Origin of the sequence: Pseudomonas yamanorum, from assembly GCF_900105735.1 — a bacterium.
Classification (GTDB): Bacteria; Pseudomonadota; Gammaproteobacteria; order Pseudomonadales; family Pseudomonadaceae; genus Aquipseudomonas; species Aquipseudomonas yamanorum.
In genome coordinates this window covers 3,017,143-3,034,031 of sequence record NZ_LT629793.1, presented here as the reverse complement: position 1 = coordinate 3,034,031, position 16,889 = coordinate 3,017,143, and the positions used below count along the sequence as shown (strand labels likewise).

Annotated in this window: 12 protein-coding genes; 10 read left to right on the top strand and 2 right to left on the bottom strand. The window is 61.6% G+C overall.

Annotated features, from left to right (window positions below):
* Positions 1-106: 106 nt before the first annotated feature.
* The gene (locus BLU46_RS14340; protein ID WP_076018122.1) at positions 107-541 is read right to left on the bottom strand and encodes a YkgJ family cysteine cluster protein; all 435 of its coding nucleotides are present in this window, start codon (positions 539-541) and stop codon (positions 107-109) included.
* A gap of 235 nt (positions 542-776) precedes the next feature.
* Here BLU46_RS14340 and BLU46_RS14335 point away from each other — a divergent pair, with 235 nt between their 5' ends.
* From BLU46_RS14335 to BLU46_RS14310, 6 genes are all read left to right on the top strand, one after another.
* Complete coding sequence (locus tag BLU46_RS14335) at positions 777-3,227, top strand: glycogen/starch/alpha-glucan phosphorylase (protein ID WP_063033500.1); 2,451 nt, start codon at positions 777-779, stop codon at positions 3,225-3,227.
* 100 nt (positions 3,228-3,327) lie between these two features.
* The gene (locus BLU46_RS14330; protein WP_093202710.1) at positions 3,328-6,864 is read left to right on the top strand and encodes a DUF2339 domain-containing protein; all 3,537 of its coding nucleotides are present in this window, start codon (positions 3,328-3,330) and stop codon (positions 6,862-6,864) included.
* Complete coding sequence (locus BLU46_RS14325; RefSeq protein WP_093202707.1) at positions 6,864-8,219, top strand: DUF3999 domain-containing protein; 1,356 nt, start codon at positions 6,864-6,866, stop codon at positions 8,217-8,219. Before BLU46_RS14330 ends, BLU46_RS14325 begins: the two co-directional genes overlap by 1 nt.
* Positions 8,220-8,326: 107 nt before the next feature.
* Positions 8,327-9,337: a class 1 fructose-bisphosphatase gene (locus BLU46_RS14320; protein ID WP_003217989.1), complete on the top strand. Its 1,011-nt coding sequence runs from the start codon at positions 8,327-8,329 to the stop codon at positions 9,335-9,337.
* A gap of 142 nt (positions 9,338-9,479) precedes the next feature.
* On the top strand, positions 9,480-9,734 hold the full coding sequence (locus BLU46_RS14315; RefSeq protein ID WP_003217986.1) for a hypothetical protein: 255 nt from the start codon (positions 9,480-9,482) through the stop codon (positions 9,732-9,734).
* Positions 9,735-9,766: 32 nt separating this feature from the next.
* Positions 9,767-10,336 carry a lipocalin family protein gene (locus BLU46_RS14310; RefSeq protein ID WP_017478186.1) on the top strand — a complete coding sequence of 190 codons (570 nt, stop codon included), beginning with the start codon at positions 9,767-9,769 and terminating at the stop codon, positions 10,334-10,336.
* A gap of 113 nt (positions 10,337-10,449) precedes the next feature.
* Here the strand turns inward: BLU46_RS14310 and BLU46_RS14305 are convergent, their stop codons facing one another.
* Complete coding sequence (locus BLU46_RS14305; RefSeq protein ID WP_093202704.1) at positions 10,450-11,814, bottom strand: formimidoylglutamate deiminase; 1,365 nt, start codon at positions 11,812-11,814, stop codon at positions 10,450-10,452.
* A 147-nt stretch (positions 11,815-11,961) separates the two neighbouring features.
* On the opposite strand from BLU46_RS14305, the gene hutC reads away from it, so the two are divergent.
* From hutC to BLU46_RS14285, 4 genes are all read left to right on the top strand, one after another.
* On the top strand, positions 11,962-12,672 hold the full coding sequence (gene hutC, locus BLU46_RS14300; protein WP_003217980.1) for a histidine utilization repressor: 711 nt from the start codon (positions 11,962-11,964) through the stop codon (positions 12,670-12,672).
* Entirely contained in the window at positions 12,669-13,229 is a 561-nt protein-coding gene (locus BLU46_RS14295) for a HutD/Ves family protein (protein WP_093202700.1), read from the top strand. Before hutC ends, BLU46_RS14295 begins: the two co-directional genes overlap by 4 nt.
* A 324-nt stretch (positions 13,230-13,553) precedes the next feature.
* Positions 13,554-15,224: a urocanate hydratase gene (hutU, locus tag BLU46_RS14290; RefSeq protein WP_093210159.1), complete on the top strand. Its 1,671-nt coding sequence runs from the start codon at positions 13,554-13,556 to the stop codon at positions 15,222-15,224.
* A 149-nt stretch (positions 15,225-15,373) separates the two neighbouring features.
* Positions 15,374-16,831 (top strand): purine-cytosine permease family protein, encoded by a 1,458-nt coding sequence (locus tag BLU46_RS14285; protein ID WP_093202697.1) that lies wholly within the window; start codon positions 15,374-15,376, stop codon positions 16,829-16,831.
* Positions 16,832-16,889: the final 58 nt, after the last annotated feature.

Sequence of the window (16,889 nt, the reverse complement as noted above, 5' to 3'; positions counted from 1 at the left end):
TGCCGGCCTCTTCGCGAGCAAGCCCGCTCCCACAGTTGGAATGCATTTCAAATGTGGGAGCGGGCTTGCTCGCGAAAGCGGTCGTTCAAGCAATAAAGAATTCGGATCAAAACTTATCGAGCGTGCGCAACTTGGTCTCGCGCACCACTTCCTTCGGCTTGTACGCGCAATACCCCGGACGCGGTCCGATTTTCGGGTGATTGCGGCAAGTATCCGGGCGCTTGTCATAAATAGTGCAGAAGCGGCTCTTACGATCCAGGTACAGGCAATCGTTGTTGCTCATGCGCTGCAGGGTGAAGATCTCGGATTTGGCATTGAAGCGCTCGACGATACCTTCCTTCTGCAAGCGCTTGGCGATGTTCTTCGGCGGGTCGCCACGCTCGAATTCATCGACGATGCCGATGCGGATCAGGTCCTTGATCTTCACCTCAACCGGTAGGGTGCAGCAGCTTGACACACAGCCGCCACACATATGGCTTGAGTATTTCTGCCAGGTCTCGAGACGGTCGAGTTCCGCGGCGGCGATCAGTTGAGGCTTCATCAGGTTTCCAAGAGGGGTGTTATCCGGCGCGGGATCATACCGGAATTGGTGGTTTTTTGAACAATATCTTCCAGGTTTCAGCTCTAAGGCTGTGACGGGCTACAAACGGGCACGGCCCCTGCATCTAAATCATGCAAAGGTGAATGAGTTAAAAAACTGCCGAACCAGAGCGTCTACCGTCTGTCAGACCGTCTAGGCTCTAGCAACTCCTTCTATCTCGCCCGAGGTCGCATCGATGTCTCAGGAACCGCTTGTACGAGAAGCAGAGGTAGCCGCATTTCGCGATGCCGTCTTGACCAAACTGACCTATGCGGTGGGCAAGGACCCCGATCATGCCTTCGACCACGACTGGTTCGAAGCTATCGCACTGGCCGCCCGCGACCACATGGTCGACCACTGGATGGACCACACGCGACACATCTACCGCAAGGGACAGAAGCGGGTCTATTACCTCTCGCTGGAATTCCTGATCGGCCGTCTGCTCTACGACAGTCTGAGCAACCTCGGCTTGCTGGACGTGGCCCGTGAGGCCATGAGTGAGCTCGGTGTGGACATGGAGCGCATTCGCCTGCTGGAGCCCGACGCGGCCCTGGGCAACGGTGGTCTTGGCCGCCTGGCGGCGTGCTTCATGGAAAGCATGTCGACACTGGGCATTGCCGGCCACGGCTATGGCATTCGTTATGAGCATGGGCTGTTCCGCCAGGCAATTGTCGACGGCTGGCAGCAGGAACAAACCGAACGCTGGCTGGATTTCGGCAACCCTTGGGAGTTCGAGCGCGCCGAAGTGATCTACCCGATCGGCTTTGGCGGTGGTGTGGAAACCGTGCTGGACGCGTCCGGCAAGTCGATTCAGGTGTGGTCACCGAATGAAACTGTACGCGCGGTAGCGTATGACACCCCGGTGGTCGGCTGGCGCGGCGCAAGTGTCAACACCTTGCGCCTGTGGCGTGCCCGTGCGGTGGAAGACCTGCACCTGGAACGCTTCAACGCCGGTGACCACCTGGGCGCTGTCGCCGAAGTGGCCCGCGCCGAAAGCATCTCCCGAGTGCTCTACCCGGCCGACAGCACCGAAGCGGGGCAGGAACTGCGCCTGCGCCAGGAATACTTCTTCGTTTCCGCCTCGTTGCAGGACTTGCTGCGTCGCCACAAAAACATGCACGGCTCGGTGCTGAGCCTGGGCGAACACGCGGCCATCCAGCTCAACGACACGCACCCGTCGATTGCGGTGGCCGAGTTGATGCGCCAGTTGGTGGACCTGCACGACATCCCGTGGGATGCCGCCTGGGACGTGACCGTCGAAACCCTGTCGTACACCAACCACACCTTGCTCCCCGAGGCTTTGGAAACCTGGCCGGTCGGCCTGATGGAACGCATGCTGCCGCGGCACATGCAGATCATCTACCTGATCAATGCCCAGCACATCGACTCGCTCCGGGCCAAAGGCATCCACGACTTCGACGTACTGCGCGCCGTCTCGTTGATCGAGGAAGACAACGGCCGCCGCGTACGCATGGGCAACCTGGCGTTCCTCGGCTCCCACAGCGTGAACGGCGTGTCGGGCCTGCACACCCAACTGATGCGCAGCACGGTGTTCTCTGAACTGCACAAGCTCTACCCGGACCGCATCAATAACAAAACCAACGGCATTACGTTTCGCCGCTGGTTGTTCCAGGCGAATCCAAAACTCACCGCGATGCTGGTGGAAGCGCTGGGTCCGGACATTCTCGACAACACCGAAACCCGTCTGGTTGAGCTGGAAACCTTCGCCGAGAAGCAAGCGTTCCGCAAAGCCTTCGCCGAGCAGCGTCTGCATAGCAAAAGGGCGCTGGCCGACATCATTCACGAGCGCCTGGGGGTTTCGGTCAACCCGGCGGCGATGTTCGATGTGCAGGTCAAACGGATCCACGAGTACAAGCGCCAGCTGTTGAACCTGCTGCACACCGTCGCGCTGTACCAGGCGATCCGTGCCGAGCCGGGCACCGATTGGGTGCCGCGGGTGAAGATATTCGCCGGCAAGGCAGCGGCCAGCTATCACCAGGCCAAGCTGATCATCAAGCTGACCAACGACATCGCCCGCACCGTCAACAACGACCCCACCGTGCGTGGGTTGCTCAAGGTGGTGTTCCTGCCCAACTACAACGTCAGCCTGGCGGAAAGCATCATTCCGGCGGCTGACCTGTCGGAGCAGATTTCCACTGCCGGCTTTGAGGCGTCGGGCACCAGCAACATGAAGTTCGGCCTCAACGGTGCACTGACCATCGGCACCATGGACGGCGCCAACGTCGAGATGCACGAGCGTGTCGGCGCGGATCACATGTTTATCTTCGGCCTCAGTGCCGAGCAGGTTGAAGCGCGCAAGCATGCCGGAGAGTTCAATGCCGGGCCAGACGTTGCCGCGTCTCATCGCTTGAATGACGTACTGCAAGCGATTCGCGGCGGGGTGTTCTCGCCGGATGATCCGGGCCGTTATGCCGGGTTGGTGGATTCGCTGATCGACTACGACCGCTTCCTGGTCTGTGCCGACTTTGATTCCTACTGGGATGCCCAGGCGCGGGTCGAGGCTCATTGGCACGATTCCAAGGAATGGTGGCGCTCGGCGGTGCTCAATACCGCGCGCATGGGGTGGTTCTCGTCGGACCGGACCATCCGGGAGTATGCGACGGAGATCTGGAAAGCTCTGGACTGAGTTTTTCTTAATCTGTGCCCCAAGGCCCAACCTGTGTTGGGCCTTGTCGATATACTAAGCGCCGGTTCCGCCCGCTTCGGGCTGCTTAGGGATATCCACCATGCAATGGATTTTCATGCTGATTGGCCTGGTGCTCGGCTGGACGCTCGATGAGTCGTTCAGTGATGCGGGCATTGGTGCGTTGCTCGGTTTGGGCATTGGCCAGGCGATTCGCCTGTCGATGCTTGCCTCGCGTACGGAGGAGCAAGGCCGTCAGCTGGAGTCGGCCCGGAACGCCCTGAAGGTGGTCGAGCAACGCCTGGCTCTGCTGGAAAGGCCTGCCGCCGTTGAAGCCCCTGAACCTGTCTTTGTCGAAGAGCCGCTGCCGGTAGCGGCGCCGCCCGAACTCGTCTGGGAATTACCCGCCGACCTGGAACCTGCCTACGCAACCGTGGTGGCCGAGCCCAGCCAGCCATTGCCGGCTGACGTGTGGAGGGCTGAGCCGAGCGCCAGCATCCCTGAACAACCCGCCGCGCCTGCGTTACCTCGCGGCCCCAACTTCATCGAACGCGCCATCAGCGGTGCCCGCAACTGGCTGTTCGGTGGCAACACCGTGCTGCGGGTCGGCGTGGTGCTGTTGTTCCTCGGTCTGGCGTTCCTGCTGCGTTATGCCACTGAAGGCATGGTGGTGCCGATCGAGCTGCGTTATGCCGGTGTTGCCGGCTGTGCGTTGGCCTTGCTGGGCCTGGGTTGGTGGCTGCGGCTGCGCAATAGCAACTACGGGTTGATGCTGCAAGGCACCGGTATTGCCGTGTTGTACCTGACGGTATTCGCCGCGATGCGCCTGCATCCGTTGCTTGATCCCGGTGCAGCCCTCGGCTTGCTGGTGGCTGTCACGGTGTTCTCGGCGATCCTGGCGATCACCCAGGACGCCCTCGGCCTGGCCTGCGCCGCCGCCCTCGGCGGTTTTGCCGCACCTATTCTTACGTCTACCGGCGCTGGCAATCATGTGGCGCTGTTCAGTTACTTCGCCCTGCTTAACGCGGGCATTCTCGCCATCGCCTGGTTCAAGGCCTGGCGCCTGCTCAACCTGATCGGTTTTGTCGGCACCTTCGGTATCGGCTTCGCTTGGGGCATGCGCTCTTATACGCCGGAGTTGCTGTGGAGCACCGAGCCGTTCCTGATTCTATTTTTCCTGATGTACCTGGGCATCGGCCTGTTGTTCGCCCGGCGCAAGTTGCTGGAGATGCGCGACGCGCCGGACGATGACAGCCGTGGCGCGCTGCTGCGTTGGTCAGCGGCCAAAGGTGATTACGTTGACGGCAGCATGCTGTTCGGTCCGCCGCTGGTGGGCTTCGGTTTGCAGTTTGCGCTGGTGCAGCACCTGGAGTTTGCCGCCGCGTTCAGTGCGCTGGCCCTGGGCATTACCTACATGGGCCTGGCCCGTTTGTTGAGCGGCGGGCGCGCCTTGCTGCTGGCGGAAACCTGCCTGGCGCTGGGCGTGATCTTTGCCAGCCTGGCGATTCCCTTGGGCCTCGACGTACGCTGGACCGCGGCGGCCTGGGCCGTGGAAGGCGCCGGGATCTTCTGGCTCGGCCTACGCCAGCAACGGCCGTTGGCGCGGGCGTTTGGCTTGCTGTTGCAAGTCGGCTCCGCGCTGGCGTTCCTCAGCGAATTGCGGGTGGGCGAGACCAGTCTGTTGGATGGCGCACCGTTGGGTGCGTTGTTGCTGGGTGCGGCATTGCTGTTCAGTTTCTTCCAGTTGCGCAAGGCGCCGGTGGAGCAAGCGGCGCAGTGGGAGCGTCGTGGCTTGCCGGTGTTGGCCAGCGTCGGCCTGGGTTTCTTGTACCTGCTTGCGCCGCTGCTGCTGTCGACCCAAGGCACCGCCATCAGTTGGGCGATAGCGGGTCTTGCGACCCTGCTGGTCGGGCTGCGCATCGGCTCGCGCACGTTCCTCTTTACCGCGTTTGCCGTGCAACTGCTGGGTGGGGCGCTGTTCCTGCTGCGGTTGCGGACGGGCGCCGATTCCGGCGCGGTGTTCAGTGCGGGATGGAGCGGGCTGCTCACGGCTTCGCTGATTGGTCTGGCGTTGATTGGCGGCATGCTGCTAGCCGCGCGGGACACCATGGTGCGCAGCGATGCGCGGTTGTTGCGTGGCCTGTCGGTGGTGTTGCTGGCCGGGCTGGTGCTGATCAACCTGGCGGTGCTGTTCGTGCTGCCGTGGGAAACCGCCAGCGGCGTGTGGGCGGCCAGTGGTTTGTTGATCATCTGGCTGAGCCTGTATCTGCAACAACGCGTCAGTTTTGTCTTCGGGTTGTTGCTGCAAGTGATCGGTGGCGCTTCGTTCCTGATCGCGGTGCCGGACCTGCTCGGGCCGCTGGCCAGCGAGGGTTTGCGTCCTTTGGGCCATAGCGGTTTCTGGACGCCAATGGTGCTCGGGCTGGCAGCGCTGGTCGGTGCCTGGCGCTTGCAGCGCCGGCCACATGCACCGGTGTTCGAAACGCTGAGTTTGCAGCGGCTGTCCGACGTGCTGCTGGTGTGGGGCGCGGGCTGGTGGACGCTGGCGTTGGTCAGTGAAGTGCTGCGTTTTGCGCCGTCGATGCTGCAAGGTACCTGGCTATTGGCGGTGGCGGCGGTGAGTGTGGCGATCTGGGCCGTATTGGCCTTGCGGCTGCAATGGGCGTCGCTGGGCTTGCTTTGCACGCTGTTGATGCCGGCGGCGGGCGTGGTGTTGCTGGGCGCGTGGGGCTCGCGTTATCACCCGGCGGCGAATTTCGCCTGGCTGGCGTGGGCAGCGGTATTTGCGGTGCACTTCATGTCGCTGCGGCGCCTGGCGTTGGTCATCCCGGAAAAAGCCCTGGGCGCCGCGCACGTGCTCGGTTGCTGGCTGCTGATCGGCGTGCTGGCGCTGGAGTTGCGCTACGGCCTGTTGCTGCTGTCCGAGGAATACAACGCCTGGCGCTGGCTGGGCTGGGCGATTCTGCCGAGCCTGTATCTGGTGCTGGCCGCTGCGCCGCGCAGTTGGCCGTGGCCGGTGTCGGCGTACCCACGCGAGTACCGGTTGTATGCCGCGCTGCCGCTGGCGGTGCTGATGCTCGGCTGGTTCTGGCTGGCGAATATCTTCAGCGACGGCACCGCCGAGCCGTTGCCGTATGTACCGCTGCTTAACCCGTTGGATCTGGGATTGTTGTTCGCACTGCTGGGTGTGTACCTATGGTCTCGCAGTGCCGCACCAGAACGCGGGCCGCGCGCCGAGCTGGTCGCCCAGGCGGTCGCCGGTGCGTCGTTGTTCGCCTTCTTCACCACGCTGGTGATGCGCACGGCTCACCATTGGGGCGGCGTGCCGTTCCATCTGGATGCGTTGCTGGAGTCGATGCTGGTGCAGGCCGGGTTGTCGATCGTCTGGACCTTGATTGCCCTGAGCCTGATGATCGGTGGCCATCTGCGTCACCGGCGTGAGGTGTGGTTGATCGGTGCGGCGTTGATTGCCGTGGTGGTCGCCAAATTGTTCTTCGTCGAATTGAGCAACCGCGGCGGGCTGGCGCGGATCGTATCGTTTATCGGTGTGGGCGGGCTGTTGCTGGTGGTGGGCTATTTCGCCCCGCTGCCGCCCAAGCGCCCCGAGCCGGTGGTTGAAACTGAAGGAGTGGCCTCTTGATGGGCAAGCTGAGTGTGGCGCTTTTGGGGATGTGCACTACGTTATCGGCCTGGGCCCAGGAAACGCCCGCCGACTTCACCACGCGGGTGCCGCTGACGGTCAGTGGTGGAGGCCCGTGGTACCGCCTGGAGCTGCCGTTGGCGGTGCAATTGAGCGCCCGTCAGGCCGACCTGAGTGATGTGCGGGTGTTCAACGCAGCCGGCGAACCCCAGGCCTACGCGCTGGCGCGGCAGTCGGTGCAAAGCACCGAAAGCCGCAGCCTGTCCAACGTGAAGTGGTTCCCGCTGTACGCCGCGGCCGACTCCGCTGAAGCCGTGCCCAGCGTGCGTGTGCAATCCACTTCCACCGGCACGTTGGTGCAAGTGCAGCCGCCTAGCCAATTGGAGGCAGGCGAAGAGGTCCTGCGCGGCTGGCTGCTCGACGCCAGTGGGATCAAGGCGCCGTTGCAGCAACTGGTTCTCGACTGGACCAGTGAGCGCGACGGCTTCCAGCGTTTCAGCATCGAAGCCAGCGACGACTTGCAGCACTGGCGTGCCTGGGGCGAAGGGCAGGTGGCGCGACTGTCGTTTGCCGATGAGCGGGTCGAGCAGCACGAAGTGAGTTTGCCTGGGCAGTCGGCGCGGTACCTGCGCCTGCTCTGGAAAGGCCAGGCCGCACCGACACTGACGTCGGCGCAGTTGGAGAGTGTCAGCGCCCATAGCCTGCCGTTGCCGCTGGTGTGGTCGCAGCCATTGTCGGGCAGCCGTCTCAAGGCCGGGGAATACAGCTGGCAGTTGCCCAGCGCACTGAATGTCGAACGTCTGCGTATCGACCTGAGCCAACCCAACAGCCTCGCACCGGTCACTCTGTCGGGCCGCCGAGAGAGCAATCAGGCCTGGCAGCCTTTGAGCAGTGGCTTACTCTATCGACTGACGCAAAATGGCCAGGACGTTTTACAGAACGAATTGCAGTTGCCCGGGCAGGCCGTTGCGCAGCTCAAGCTCAACGTGGACGAACGCGGCGGTGGCTTGGGTGTGGAGGCGCCGACGCTGAGCTTTGCGGTGCGGGCCACGCAGTTGGTTTTTCTGGCACGGGGCGAGCCACCGTTCACGTTGGCGTTGGGCAATCCGTCGGTGAAAGGCGCGAATTTGCCGCTGTCGACGTTGATCCCGGATTACAGTGCTGAACGCTTCGCCACGCTTGGGCAGGCCAACGTGGCGGGCGAAGCGGTGGTGACTTCGCCTGCGGTTGCGACCCCTGTTGATGCCGGGCCGAACTGGAAAAAGCTCGGTCTTTGGGCCGTGCTGCTGCTCGGTGTGGCGGCGCTGGGCGCCATGGCCTACAGTTTGCTGCGCAAGCCGCCGGTGGCACGTTAAATAAAGTCCATGAACTCTATTGGGTTTAAATCCTCTGATAGGAGGAAATACGCCCCGACTCGCGTTAAACTGCGCGGGTTTTTAGCCCCCACTTTCCGGAGCCTTCCATGTCCCGCGTTACCCTGAGTCGCTATTTGATCGAGCAGACCCGCAGCAACAACACGCCTGCCGATCTGCGCTTCCTTATCGAAGTGGTGGCGCGTGCTTGCAAGGAAATCAGCCACGCCGTCTCCAAAGGCGCATTGGGTGGTGTCCTGGGCAGCATGGGCACTGAAAACGTACAAGGCGAAGTGCAGAAGAAACTCGACGTGATTTCCAACGAAATCCTGCTGGAAGCCAACGAATGGGGTGGTCACCTGGCCGGCATGGCGTCCGAGGAAATGGACAATGCCTACCAGATCCCGGGCAAGTACCCGAAAGGCGCCTACCTGCTGGTATTCGACCCATTGGACGGTTCGTCGAACATCGACATCAACGCGCCGGTTGGCACCATCTTCTCGGTACTGCGTTGCCCGAACGAATACCTGAGCCAGAACGAAGCCCTGAACGAAAAGGCTTTCCTGCAGCCAGGCACCGAGCAGGTCGCTGCCGGTTACGCGATCTACGGCCCGCAGACCATGCTGGTGCTGACCCTGGGCGACGGCGTCAAAGGCTTCACCCTGGACCGTGAAATGGGCAGCTTCGTGCTCACTCACGAAGACATCACCATTCCCGCGTCCACCCAGGAATTTGCGATCAACATGTCCAACCAGCGCCACTGGGAAGAGCCGGTTACCCGCTATGTGGGTGAGTTGATGGCAGGCGAAGAAGGTCCGCTGAAGAAGAACTTCAACATGCGCTGGGTGGCTGCGATGGTCGCCGACGTGCACCGTATCCTGACCCGTGGTGGTTTGTTCATGTACCCACGTGACAGCCGCGAGCCGTCCAAGCCGGGCAAACTGCGCCTGATGTACGAAGCCAACCCGATGTCGTTCCTGGTTGAGCAGGCGGGCGGTGCGTCCACCGACGGCCACCAGCGCATCCTCGACATCCAGCCTGAAGGCCTGCACCAGCGTGTGGCGGTGTTCCTGGGGTCGAAGGAAGAAGTTGAGCGTGTGACCGGCTACCACAAGGCGTAAGTCTTTGCGGTAAGCAAAAGCCCCGAAACGTTTCAGCGTTTTCGGGGTTTTTTGTTTTCGCTCGTCGGGAACCAGACACCCCTTTTCCCTTCTAAGCTTCTGGCAGACCCCCAAGCTGCTTCGTCTCTCCAGGAGTTATTCCATGTCGTTACGCCGTCTCGCCCTGTTGTCGTTTTGCGTGCTTCTGGCCGCTTGCAGCAAGGTCACCCAAGAAAATTACGCAAAACTGTCGGCCGGCATGCCCAAGGCCGAAGTGGAGTCGTTGCTGGGTAAGCCGACTGATTGCTCTGGCGCGCTGGGTATGTCCAGTTGCACCTGGGGCGATAAAAACAGCTTTATCAGCGTGCAATACGCCGGTGACAAAGTACTGATTTTTTCCGGGCAAGGCCTGAAGTAAACCGGGGCGAAAGCCTGCGGGAGAAAAACAACATGATGCGTTTCGTTCTATACCTCTGCGCCAGCCTGTTTTTGGCGGGCTGCGCCAGCCATTCTGGCGATGATCTGCAACCCAAGACTGTCGGCAGCGTCAACCTCAAGCGTTACCAGGGCACCTGGTATGAGTTGGCCCGTTTGCCGATGTACTTCCAGCGCAATTGCGCACAGTCCGAAGCCCGCTACACGCTGTTGCCCGACGGCAATATGTCGGTATTCAACCGCTGCCTGACGCCTGAGTGGAAATGGCAAGAAGCCAAGGGCACGGCCACGCCGCAGGTCGCCGGCAGGACCGACAAACTGTGGGTGGAATTCAATAACTGGTTCACCTCGCTGTTGCCGGGCGTGGCCAAGGGCGATTACTGGGTGCTGTACGTCAGCGATGACTACAAGACCGCCATTGTCGGCAGCCCTAGCCGGCGCTACATGTGGTTATTGTCGCGCACGCCGACGGTCAGCGCCGACACCCGCGAAGACCTGCTGAGCAGGGCGCGACAACAGGGGTATGACACCACGCGCTTGATCTGGCGTACGTCGGACAAGCAGATGGCGAAGACTTCGCAGTAACGGAAGAACGCCATCGTTCCAATGGGGGAGCTGGCTTGCCTGCGATAGCGGTGTTGGATTCACCATCGCTATCGCAGGCAAGCCAGCTCCCACATTTTGTTATGTGTCGTCTGTTAGCCCAGCAAATCCCGCAGGACCTGGGTAAACGCCCGGCTGCTGTCTTCTTCGGCGGCGTGATGCCCATCGCGAATCACCCACTGGCCGTTCACCAGCACATCGCGCACCTGGCGATCACCACCGGCAAACAGCCAGCGATTGAGAATCCCGTCTTCGTTTGCCGTCGCCAGGTACGGATCGTTGCCATCCAGCACCAGCCAGTCCGCACGCTTGCCGACTTCCAGGCGTCCAATCGGCTGCCCCAGCGCTTCGGCACCGCCGTCCAGCGCGGCATCGAACAGCGTACGGCCGACCATCGGTTGATCGCTGCGATACAGCCGGTTGCGCCGCTGGTCCCGCAGCCGCTGCCCATATTCCAGCCAGCGCAATTCTTCCACCACGCTCAGCGATACATGGCTGTCGGAACCAATCCCCATGCGCCCGCCTTGGGCCAGGAAGTCCACCGCCGGGAAAATTCCGTCCCCCAGGTTGGCTTCAGTAGTCAGGCACAGCCCGGCAATCGCCCGGCTCTTGGCCATCAACGTCACTTCTTCCGGGTTGGCGTGGGTGGCGTGCACCAGGCACCAGCGCTGATCCACTTCAACATGGTCATACAGCCATTGCAGCGGACGCTGGCCGCTCCAGGCCAGGCAGTCGTCGACTTCCTTTTGCTGCTCGGCGATATGGATATGCACCGGGCACGTCTTGTCGCTGGCGGCCAGCACGTCGCTGATCTGTTGGGGTGTTACCGCGCGCAGCGAGTGGAAGCACAGGCCCAGCTGTTGCGCCGGTTGCGCAGCCAGAATCGGTTGCAGGCGTGATTGCAGGTTCAGGTAATGCTCGGTGCTGTTGATAAAGCGCTGCTGGCCTTCATTGGGCGCCTGGCCGCCAAAACCGGAGTGGCTGTAGAGCACCGGCAGCAAGGTCAGGCCGATACCGCTGCTGGCGGCGGCCTGGCTGATTTGTTGCGACAGCTCGGCGGGGTCTGCATAAGGCTGGCCGCTGACGTCGTGGTGCACGTAGTGAAATTCGGCCACCGAGGTGTAGCCGGCCTTGAGCATTTCGATATACAGCTGGCGCGCGATGATCTGCAGTTGGTCGGGGCTGATCTTGCCAACCATCCGGTACATCAGGTCACGCCAGGTCCAGAAGCTGTCATTCGGGTTGCCGGCCACTTCCGCCAGCCCGGCCATCGCCCGCTGGAACGCGTGGGAATGCAGGTTCGGCATGCCCGCCAGCACCGGGCCCCTGAGCCGTTCGGCACCGTCTGCACTGGCGTTGGGCTCAACCTTGATCAGCAGGCCATCGGCGCTGACTTCAAGACGTACATCGTTGGCCCATCCATTAGGCAGCAGCGCGCGTTCGGCAAAGAAAGCGGACATGATTCAGGCACCCCGGTCGTGTGTTTATTTGTATATACATATACAGACGTTTGCCTGCTCGGTAAACTCCGGCAAGCTATGCTTCTTTTTCACCTACAAGGATTTCTCGTGCCGACTCCGCCTGCCAAGTCTCCACTGGCTGCCCACATGGACGAAAGTCCGGCGCCCTTGTACGCCCGCGTCAAACAGATGATCAGCCAGCAGATTCTCAACGGCAATTGGCCGCCGCATTATCGCGTGCCGTCGGAAAGCGAACTGGTCAACCAGCTGGGCTTCAGCCGCATGACCATCAACCGCGCGCTGCGCGAATTGACCGCCGAAGGCCTGCTGGTGCGCATGCAAGGTGTGGGCACCTTTGTCGCCGAGCCCAAGAGTCAATCGGCGCTGTTTGAAGTGCACAACATTGCCGATGAGATCGCCTCTCGCGGTCATCGTCATACGTGCAAAGTCATCACCCTCGGTGAAGAAGCCGCCGGTTCCGAGCGCGCTGTCGCCCTGGAAATGCGCGAAGGCGGTCGGGTGTTCCACTCGTTGATCGTGCACTACGAAAACGACATCCCGGTGCAAATCGAAGACCGCTTCGTCAACGCCCTGGTCGCGCCGGAATACCTGCAGCAGGATTTCACCCAGCAAACGCCTTATGCCTACCTCAACCAGGTGGCGCCGCTGACCGAAGGCGAGCACGTGGTGGAGGCGATCCTGGCCGACGCCGATGAATGCAAGTTGCTGCAAATCGAAACCAGCGAGCCATGCCTGTTGATTCGCCGTCGCACTTGGTCTGGCCGCCAGCCGGTCACGGCTGCGCGTTTGATCCACCCCGGTTCCCGTCATAGCCTGGAAGGACGTTTCAGTAAATGAGTTCGATGAAAGTCTGGCGCGCCGCCGATTACATCCGCATGCCGTGGAAAAACGGTGGCGGCAGCACTGAAGAAATCACCCGTGACGCGGGCGAGGGCCTGGACGGTTTCGGCTGGCGCCTGTCGATTGCCGATATCGCCGAGTCGGGCGGGTTCTCCACCTTTGCCGGGTATCAGCGGATCATCACCGTGCTGCAAGGTTCGGGCATGGTGCTGACGGTGGACGGCGAGGAGCAACTCGGGTTGTTACCGCTGCAGCCGTTCCCGTTCAAGGGTGACAGCCAAGTGGCCTGCCGATTGATCGGTGGGCCGATCCGCGATTTCAACCTCATCTATTCGCCGCAACGCTATCAAGCGCGGTTGCAATGGATGGACGGTACGCAGCGCTTCTTCAGCGCCGCCCACACCGTGCTGGTGTTCAGTGTGGCCGATGAGGTGAAGGTGCTCGGCGAGCGGCTGAACCGTCACGACTGCCTGCAACTGGACGGTAACACCGGCCTGCTGGACGTCAGCGTCACCGGCCGTTGCTGCGTCATCGAACTGACTGCACGGGCTTGAACAAGTGGGGGGGCTTCCCCCCACATCGTGTTTCCAAGACCCCGCACCAACTTGTTACCGAATGCCCCAGCATGGCGCAAAAGCCTGCCTGAGTAACAAGCCTCCCTCGCTGTAAAAAACTCCTGCAAGAAAATTCATCAAGCTGCTAAGCCTTGTTCTTAAAGGCTTGCGCTCCCGTTCGCAAAAAATCTGCAGCGGCCCTCAGCCAAGTTGGCCGCTTGATTGCATATGCTTGTATGTACAAGTAAAGATGTGTGCGTAAGAGTCCATGAACATCCTCTTCGCACCAATCATGTTCGCGCATTGATCGTTGAGGAGTTTTTTGTGACCAAGCCTACCAAGTACCGTGACGTTGAAATCCGCGCTGCCCGTGGCAACAAGCTCACCGCCAAAAGCTGGCTGACTGAAGCGCCGTTGCGCATGCTGATGAACAACCTCGACCCACAGGTGGCCGAGAACCCGAAAGAACTGGTGGTGTACGGCGGCATCGGCCGTGCCGCGCGCAACTGGGAATGCTATGACCAGATCGTCGAAAGCCTGACCAACCTCAACGACGACGAAACCCTGCTGGTGCAATCCGGCAAACCCGTCGGCGTATTCAAGACCCACAGCAATGCCCCGCGCGTACTGATCGCCAACTCCAACCTGGTGCCGCACTGGGCCAGCTGGGAACACTTCAACGAACTCGACGCCAAGGGCCTGGCCATGTACGGCCAGATGACCGCTGGCAGCTGGATCTACATCGGCAGCCAGGGCATCGTGCAGGGCACCTACGAAACCTTCGTCGAAGCCGGCCGCCAACACTACAACGATGACCTCAAGGGCCGTTGGGTCCTGACCGCCGGCCTCGGCGGCATGGGCGGCGCCCAGCCGCTGGCCGCGACCCTCGCTGGCGCCTGCTCGCTGAACATCGAATGCCAGCAGGTCAGCATCGATTTCCGCCTGAGCAGCCGCTACGTCGACGAGCAAGCCACCGACCTCGACGACGCACTGGCGCGCATCGAGAAATACACCAAGGAAGGCCGCGCGATCTCCATCGCCCTGCTGGGCAACGCGGCGGAAATCCTGCCGGAACTGGTCAAGCGCGGTGTGCGCCCTGACATGGTCACTGACCAGACCAGCGCCCACGACCCGCTCAACGGTTACCTGCCCGCCGGCTGGACCTGGGACGAATACCGCGCCCGCGCCAAGACCGAACCGGCCGAAGTGATCAAGGCCGCCAAGCAATCCATGGCGGTGCACGTTCAGGCGATGCTGGACTTCCAGAAAATGGGCGTGCCGACCTTCGACTACGGCAACAACATCCGCCAGATGGCCCAGGAAGAGGGCGTGAAAAACGCCTTTGACTTCCCGGGTTTCGTACCGGCCTACATCCGCCCGCTGTTCTGCCGTGGCATCGGCCCGTTCCGCTGGGCTGCGCTGTCGGGCGACCCGCAAGACATCTACAAGACCGACGCCAAAGTCAAAGAGCTGATCCCGGACGACGCCCACCTGCACAACTGGCTGGACATGGCCCGCGAGCGCATCAGCTTCCAGGGCTTGCCGGCACGTATCTGCTGGGTTGGCCTGGGTCAGCGCGCCAAGCTCGGCCTGGCATTCAACGAAATGGTGCGCAGCGGCGAGCTGTCGGCGCCGATCGTGATTGGTCGCGACCACCTGGACTCCGGCTCGGTGGCCAGCCCCAACCGTGAAACCGAATCGATGCAGGACGGTTCCGACGCCGTGTCCGACTGGCCACTGCTCAACGCCTTGCTCAACACCGCCAGCGGCGCGACCTGGGTTTCGCTGCACCACGGCGGCGGCGTCGGCATGGGCTTCTCCCAGCACTCCGGCATGGTGATCGTCTGCGACGGTACCGACGAAGCGGCCGAGCGCATCGCCCGCGTACTGCACAACGACCCGGCCACCGGCGTGATGCGTCATGCCGATGCGGGTTACCAGATCGCCATCGACTGCGCCAAAGAGCAGGGCCTCAATCTCCCGATGATCAAGTAAAGACAGGCTCGGTCCTGTGGGAGCCGGGCTTGCCCGCGATGCAGACGACTCGGTTTTTCAGTAAGACCGAGGTGATGCCATCGCAGGCAAGCCAGCTCCCACAGAAGAGCAATCCGCATCCAGAACAATCCATCAGAGGTTGAACATAAATGGCTGTAACAGACGCTCGTGCAAGCACCACCCCGTTGATCGAAAGGCGTTCGATCGACTACATCCCGGAAGCGGAAAGACACGGCCGTCTATTGAGTCAGTTCACCCTGTGGTTGGGTGCCAACCTGCAAATCACCGCGATTGTCACCGGGGCCCTGGCCGTGGTGCTGGGCGGTGATGTGTTCTGGTCGTTGATCGGTCTGTTGATCGGTCAACTGCTGGGTGGCGGCGTCATGGCGCTGCACGCAGCCCAGGGCCCGCAATTGGGCTTGCCACAAATGATCTCCAGCCGCGTGCAGTTTGGCGTTTATGGCGCGGTGATCCCGCTGGTGCTGGTGTGCCTCATGTACATCGGGTTTTCCGCCAGCGGCTCGTTGCTGGCGGGGCAGGCGGTGGCGCAGTTGCTCCACGTCGAAGACTGGGTCGGCATCGTGTTGTTCGCGGGGCTGATTATGGTGTTCACGATCTTCGGCTACCGGGTGATCCACGGTATCGGTCGCATCGCCAGCGTGCTGGGGGTGGTTGCCTTCGTGTACCTGTTCTACAAGCTGCTGGCCGGTAACGACATCGGTGCGTTGCTGGGCAACAAGCATTTCTCCCTGAGCAGTTTCCTGCTGGCGATTTCCCTGTCGGCGTCCTGGCAGATTGCGTTCGGCCCTTACGTGGCGGACTACTCGCGCTATTTGCCACGCAGCACGCAAGCGTCGAAAACCTTCTGGGCCGTGGGCCTGGGTTCAGTGATCGGCGCGCAGGCTTCGATGGTGTTTGGGGTGTTTGCGGCGGCCCTGGCCGGATCGCAATTCGCTCACCATGAAGTGTCGTTTATCGTCGGCTTGGGCGGCACCGGGGTCGTCGCAGCGCTGCTGTATTTCAGCATCGCTTTCGGCAAGGTCACCGTGACCACCCTGAATGCCTACGGCAGCTTCATGTCCATCGCGACGATCATCAGCGGCTTTCGTGGCAGCCGACATATCGGCAGTGGCACGCGCCTGTTGTACATCTTCGTCATGGTGTCGCTTGCCGCCGCGCTGGCGTTGTTGGGCAAGGACTCGTTCCTCAAGGATTTCTCCGCGTTCATCCTGTTCCTGCTGGCGTTTTTCACGCCCTGGAGCGCGATCAACCTGGTGGATTTCTACTGCATCACCAAAGAACGCTACGACATCCCGGCGCTGTCCAATCCCGACGGCCGCTACGGTCGCTGGAACCTGATGGGCATCAGCATCTACGTGTTTGGCGTGCTGATTCAGATGCCGTTCATCTCCACGCATTTCTACACCGGGCCACTGGTCGCCAGCCTCGGCGACACCGATATCTCCTGGATCATCGGCCTGGTTGTGCCGGCTGCGCTGTACTACTGGGCTGCCAAGAAGTGGCACAGCGCAATACCTGAACACTTGATCCTGCCGGTAGAGCAGGGCGCTGCACCAACGACAAACGGGCTGGCTGCACAGGCCTGATGGGACGTGGACAGGGCAGGATGCCTACTGACTGCCGTAATCCATTTCAAGATTGGGA

Coding starts and splice junctions, on each gene's coding strand:
- BLU46_RS14340 (WP_076018122.1), bottom strand. CDS start 541: ATGAAGCCTCAACTGATCGCCGCCGCGGAACTCGACCGTCTCGAGACC.
- BLU46_RS14335 (WP_063033500.1), top strand. CDS start 777: ATGTCTCAGGAACCGCTTGTACGAGAAGCAGAGGTAGCCGCATTTCGC.
- BLU46_RS14330 (WP_093202710.1), top strand. CDS start 3,328: ATGCAATGGATTTTCATGCTGATTGGCCTGGTGCTCGGCTGGACGCTC.
- BLU46_RS14325 (WP_093202707.1), top strand. CDS start 6,864: ATGGGCAAGCTGAGTGTGGCGCTTTTGGGGATGTGCACTACGTTATCG.
- BLU46_RS14320 (WP_003217989.1), top strand. CDS start 8,327: ATGTCCCGCGTTACCCTGAGTCGCTATTTGATCGAGCAGACCCGCAGC.
- BLU46_RS14315 (WP_003217986.1), top strand. CDS start 9,480: ATGTCGTTACGCCGTCTCGCCCTGTTGTCGTTTTGCGTGCTTCTGGCC.
- BLU46_RS14310 (WP_017478186.1), top strand. CDS start 9,767: ATGATGCGTTTCGTTCTATACCTCTGCGCCAGCCTGTTTTTGGCGGGC.
- BLU46_RS14305 (WP_093202704.1), bottom strand. CDS start 11,814: ATGTCCGCTTTCTTTGCCGAACGCGCGCTGCTGCCTAATGGATGGGCC.
- hutC (WP_003217980.1), top strand. CDS start 11,962: ATGGACGAAAGTCCGGCGCCCTTGTACGCCCGCGTCAAACAGATGATC.
- BLU46_RS14295 (WP_093202700.1), top strand. CDS start 12,669: ATGAGTTCGATGAAAGTCTGGCGCGCCGCCGATTACATCCGCATGCCG.
- BLU46_RS14285 (WP_093202697.1), top strand. CDS start 15,374: ATGGCTGTAACAGACGCTCGTGCAAGCACCACCCCGTTGATCGAAAGG.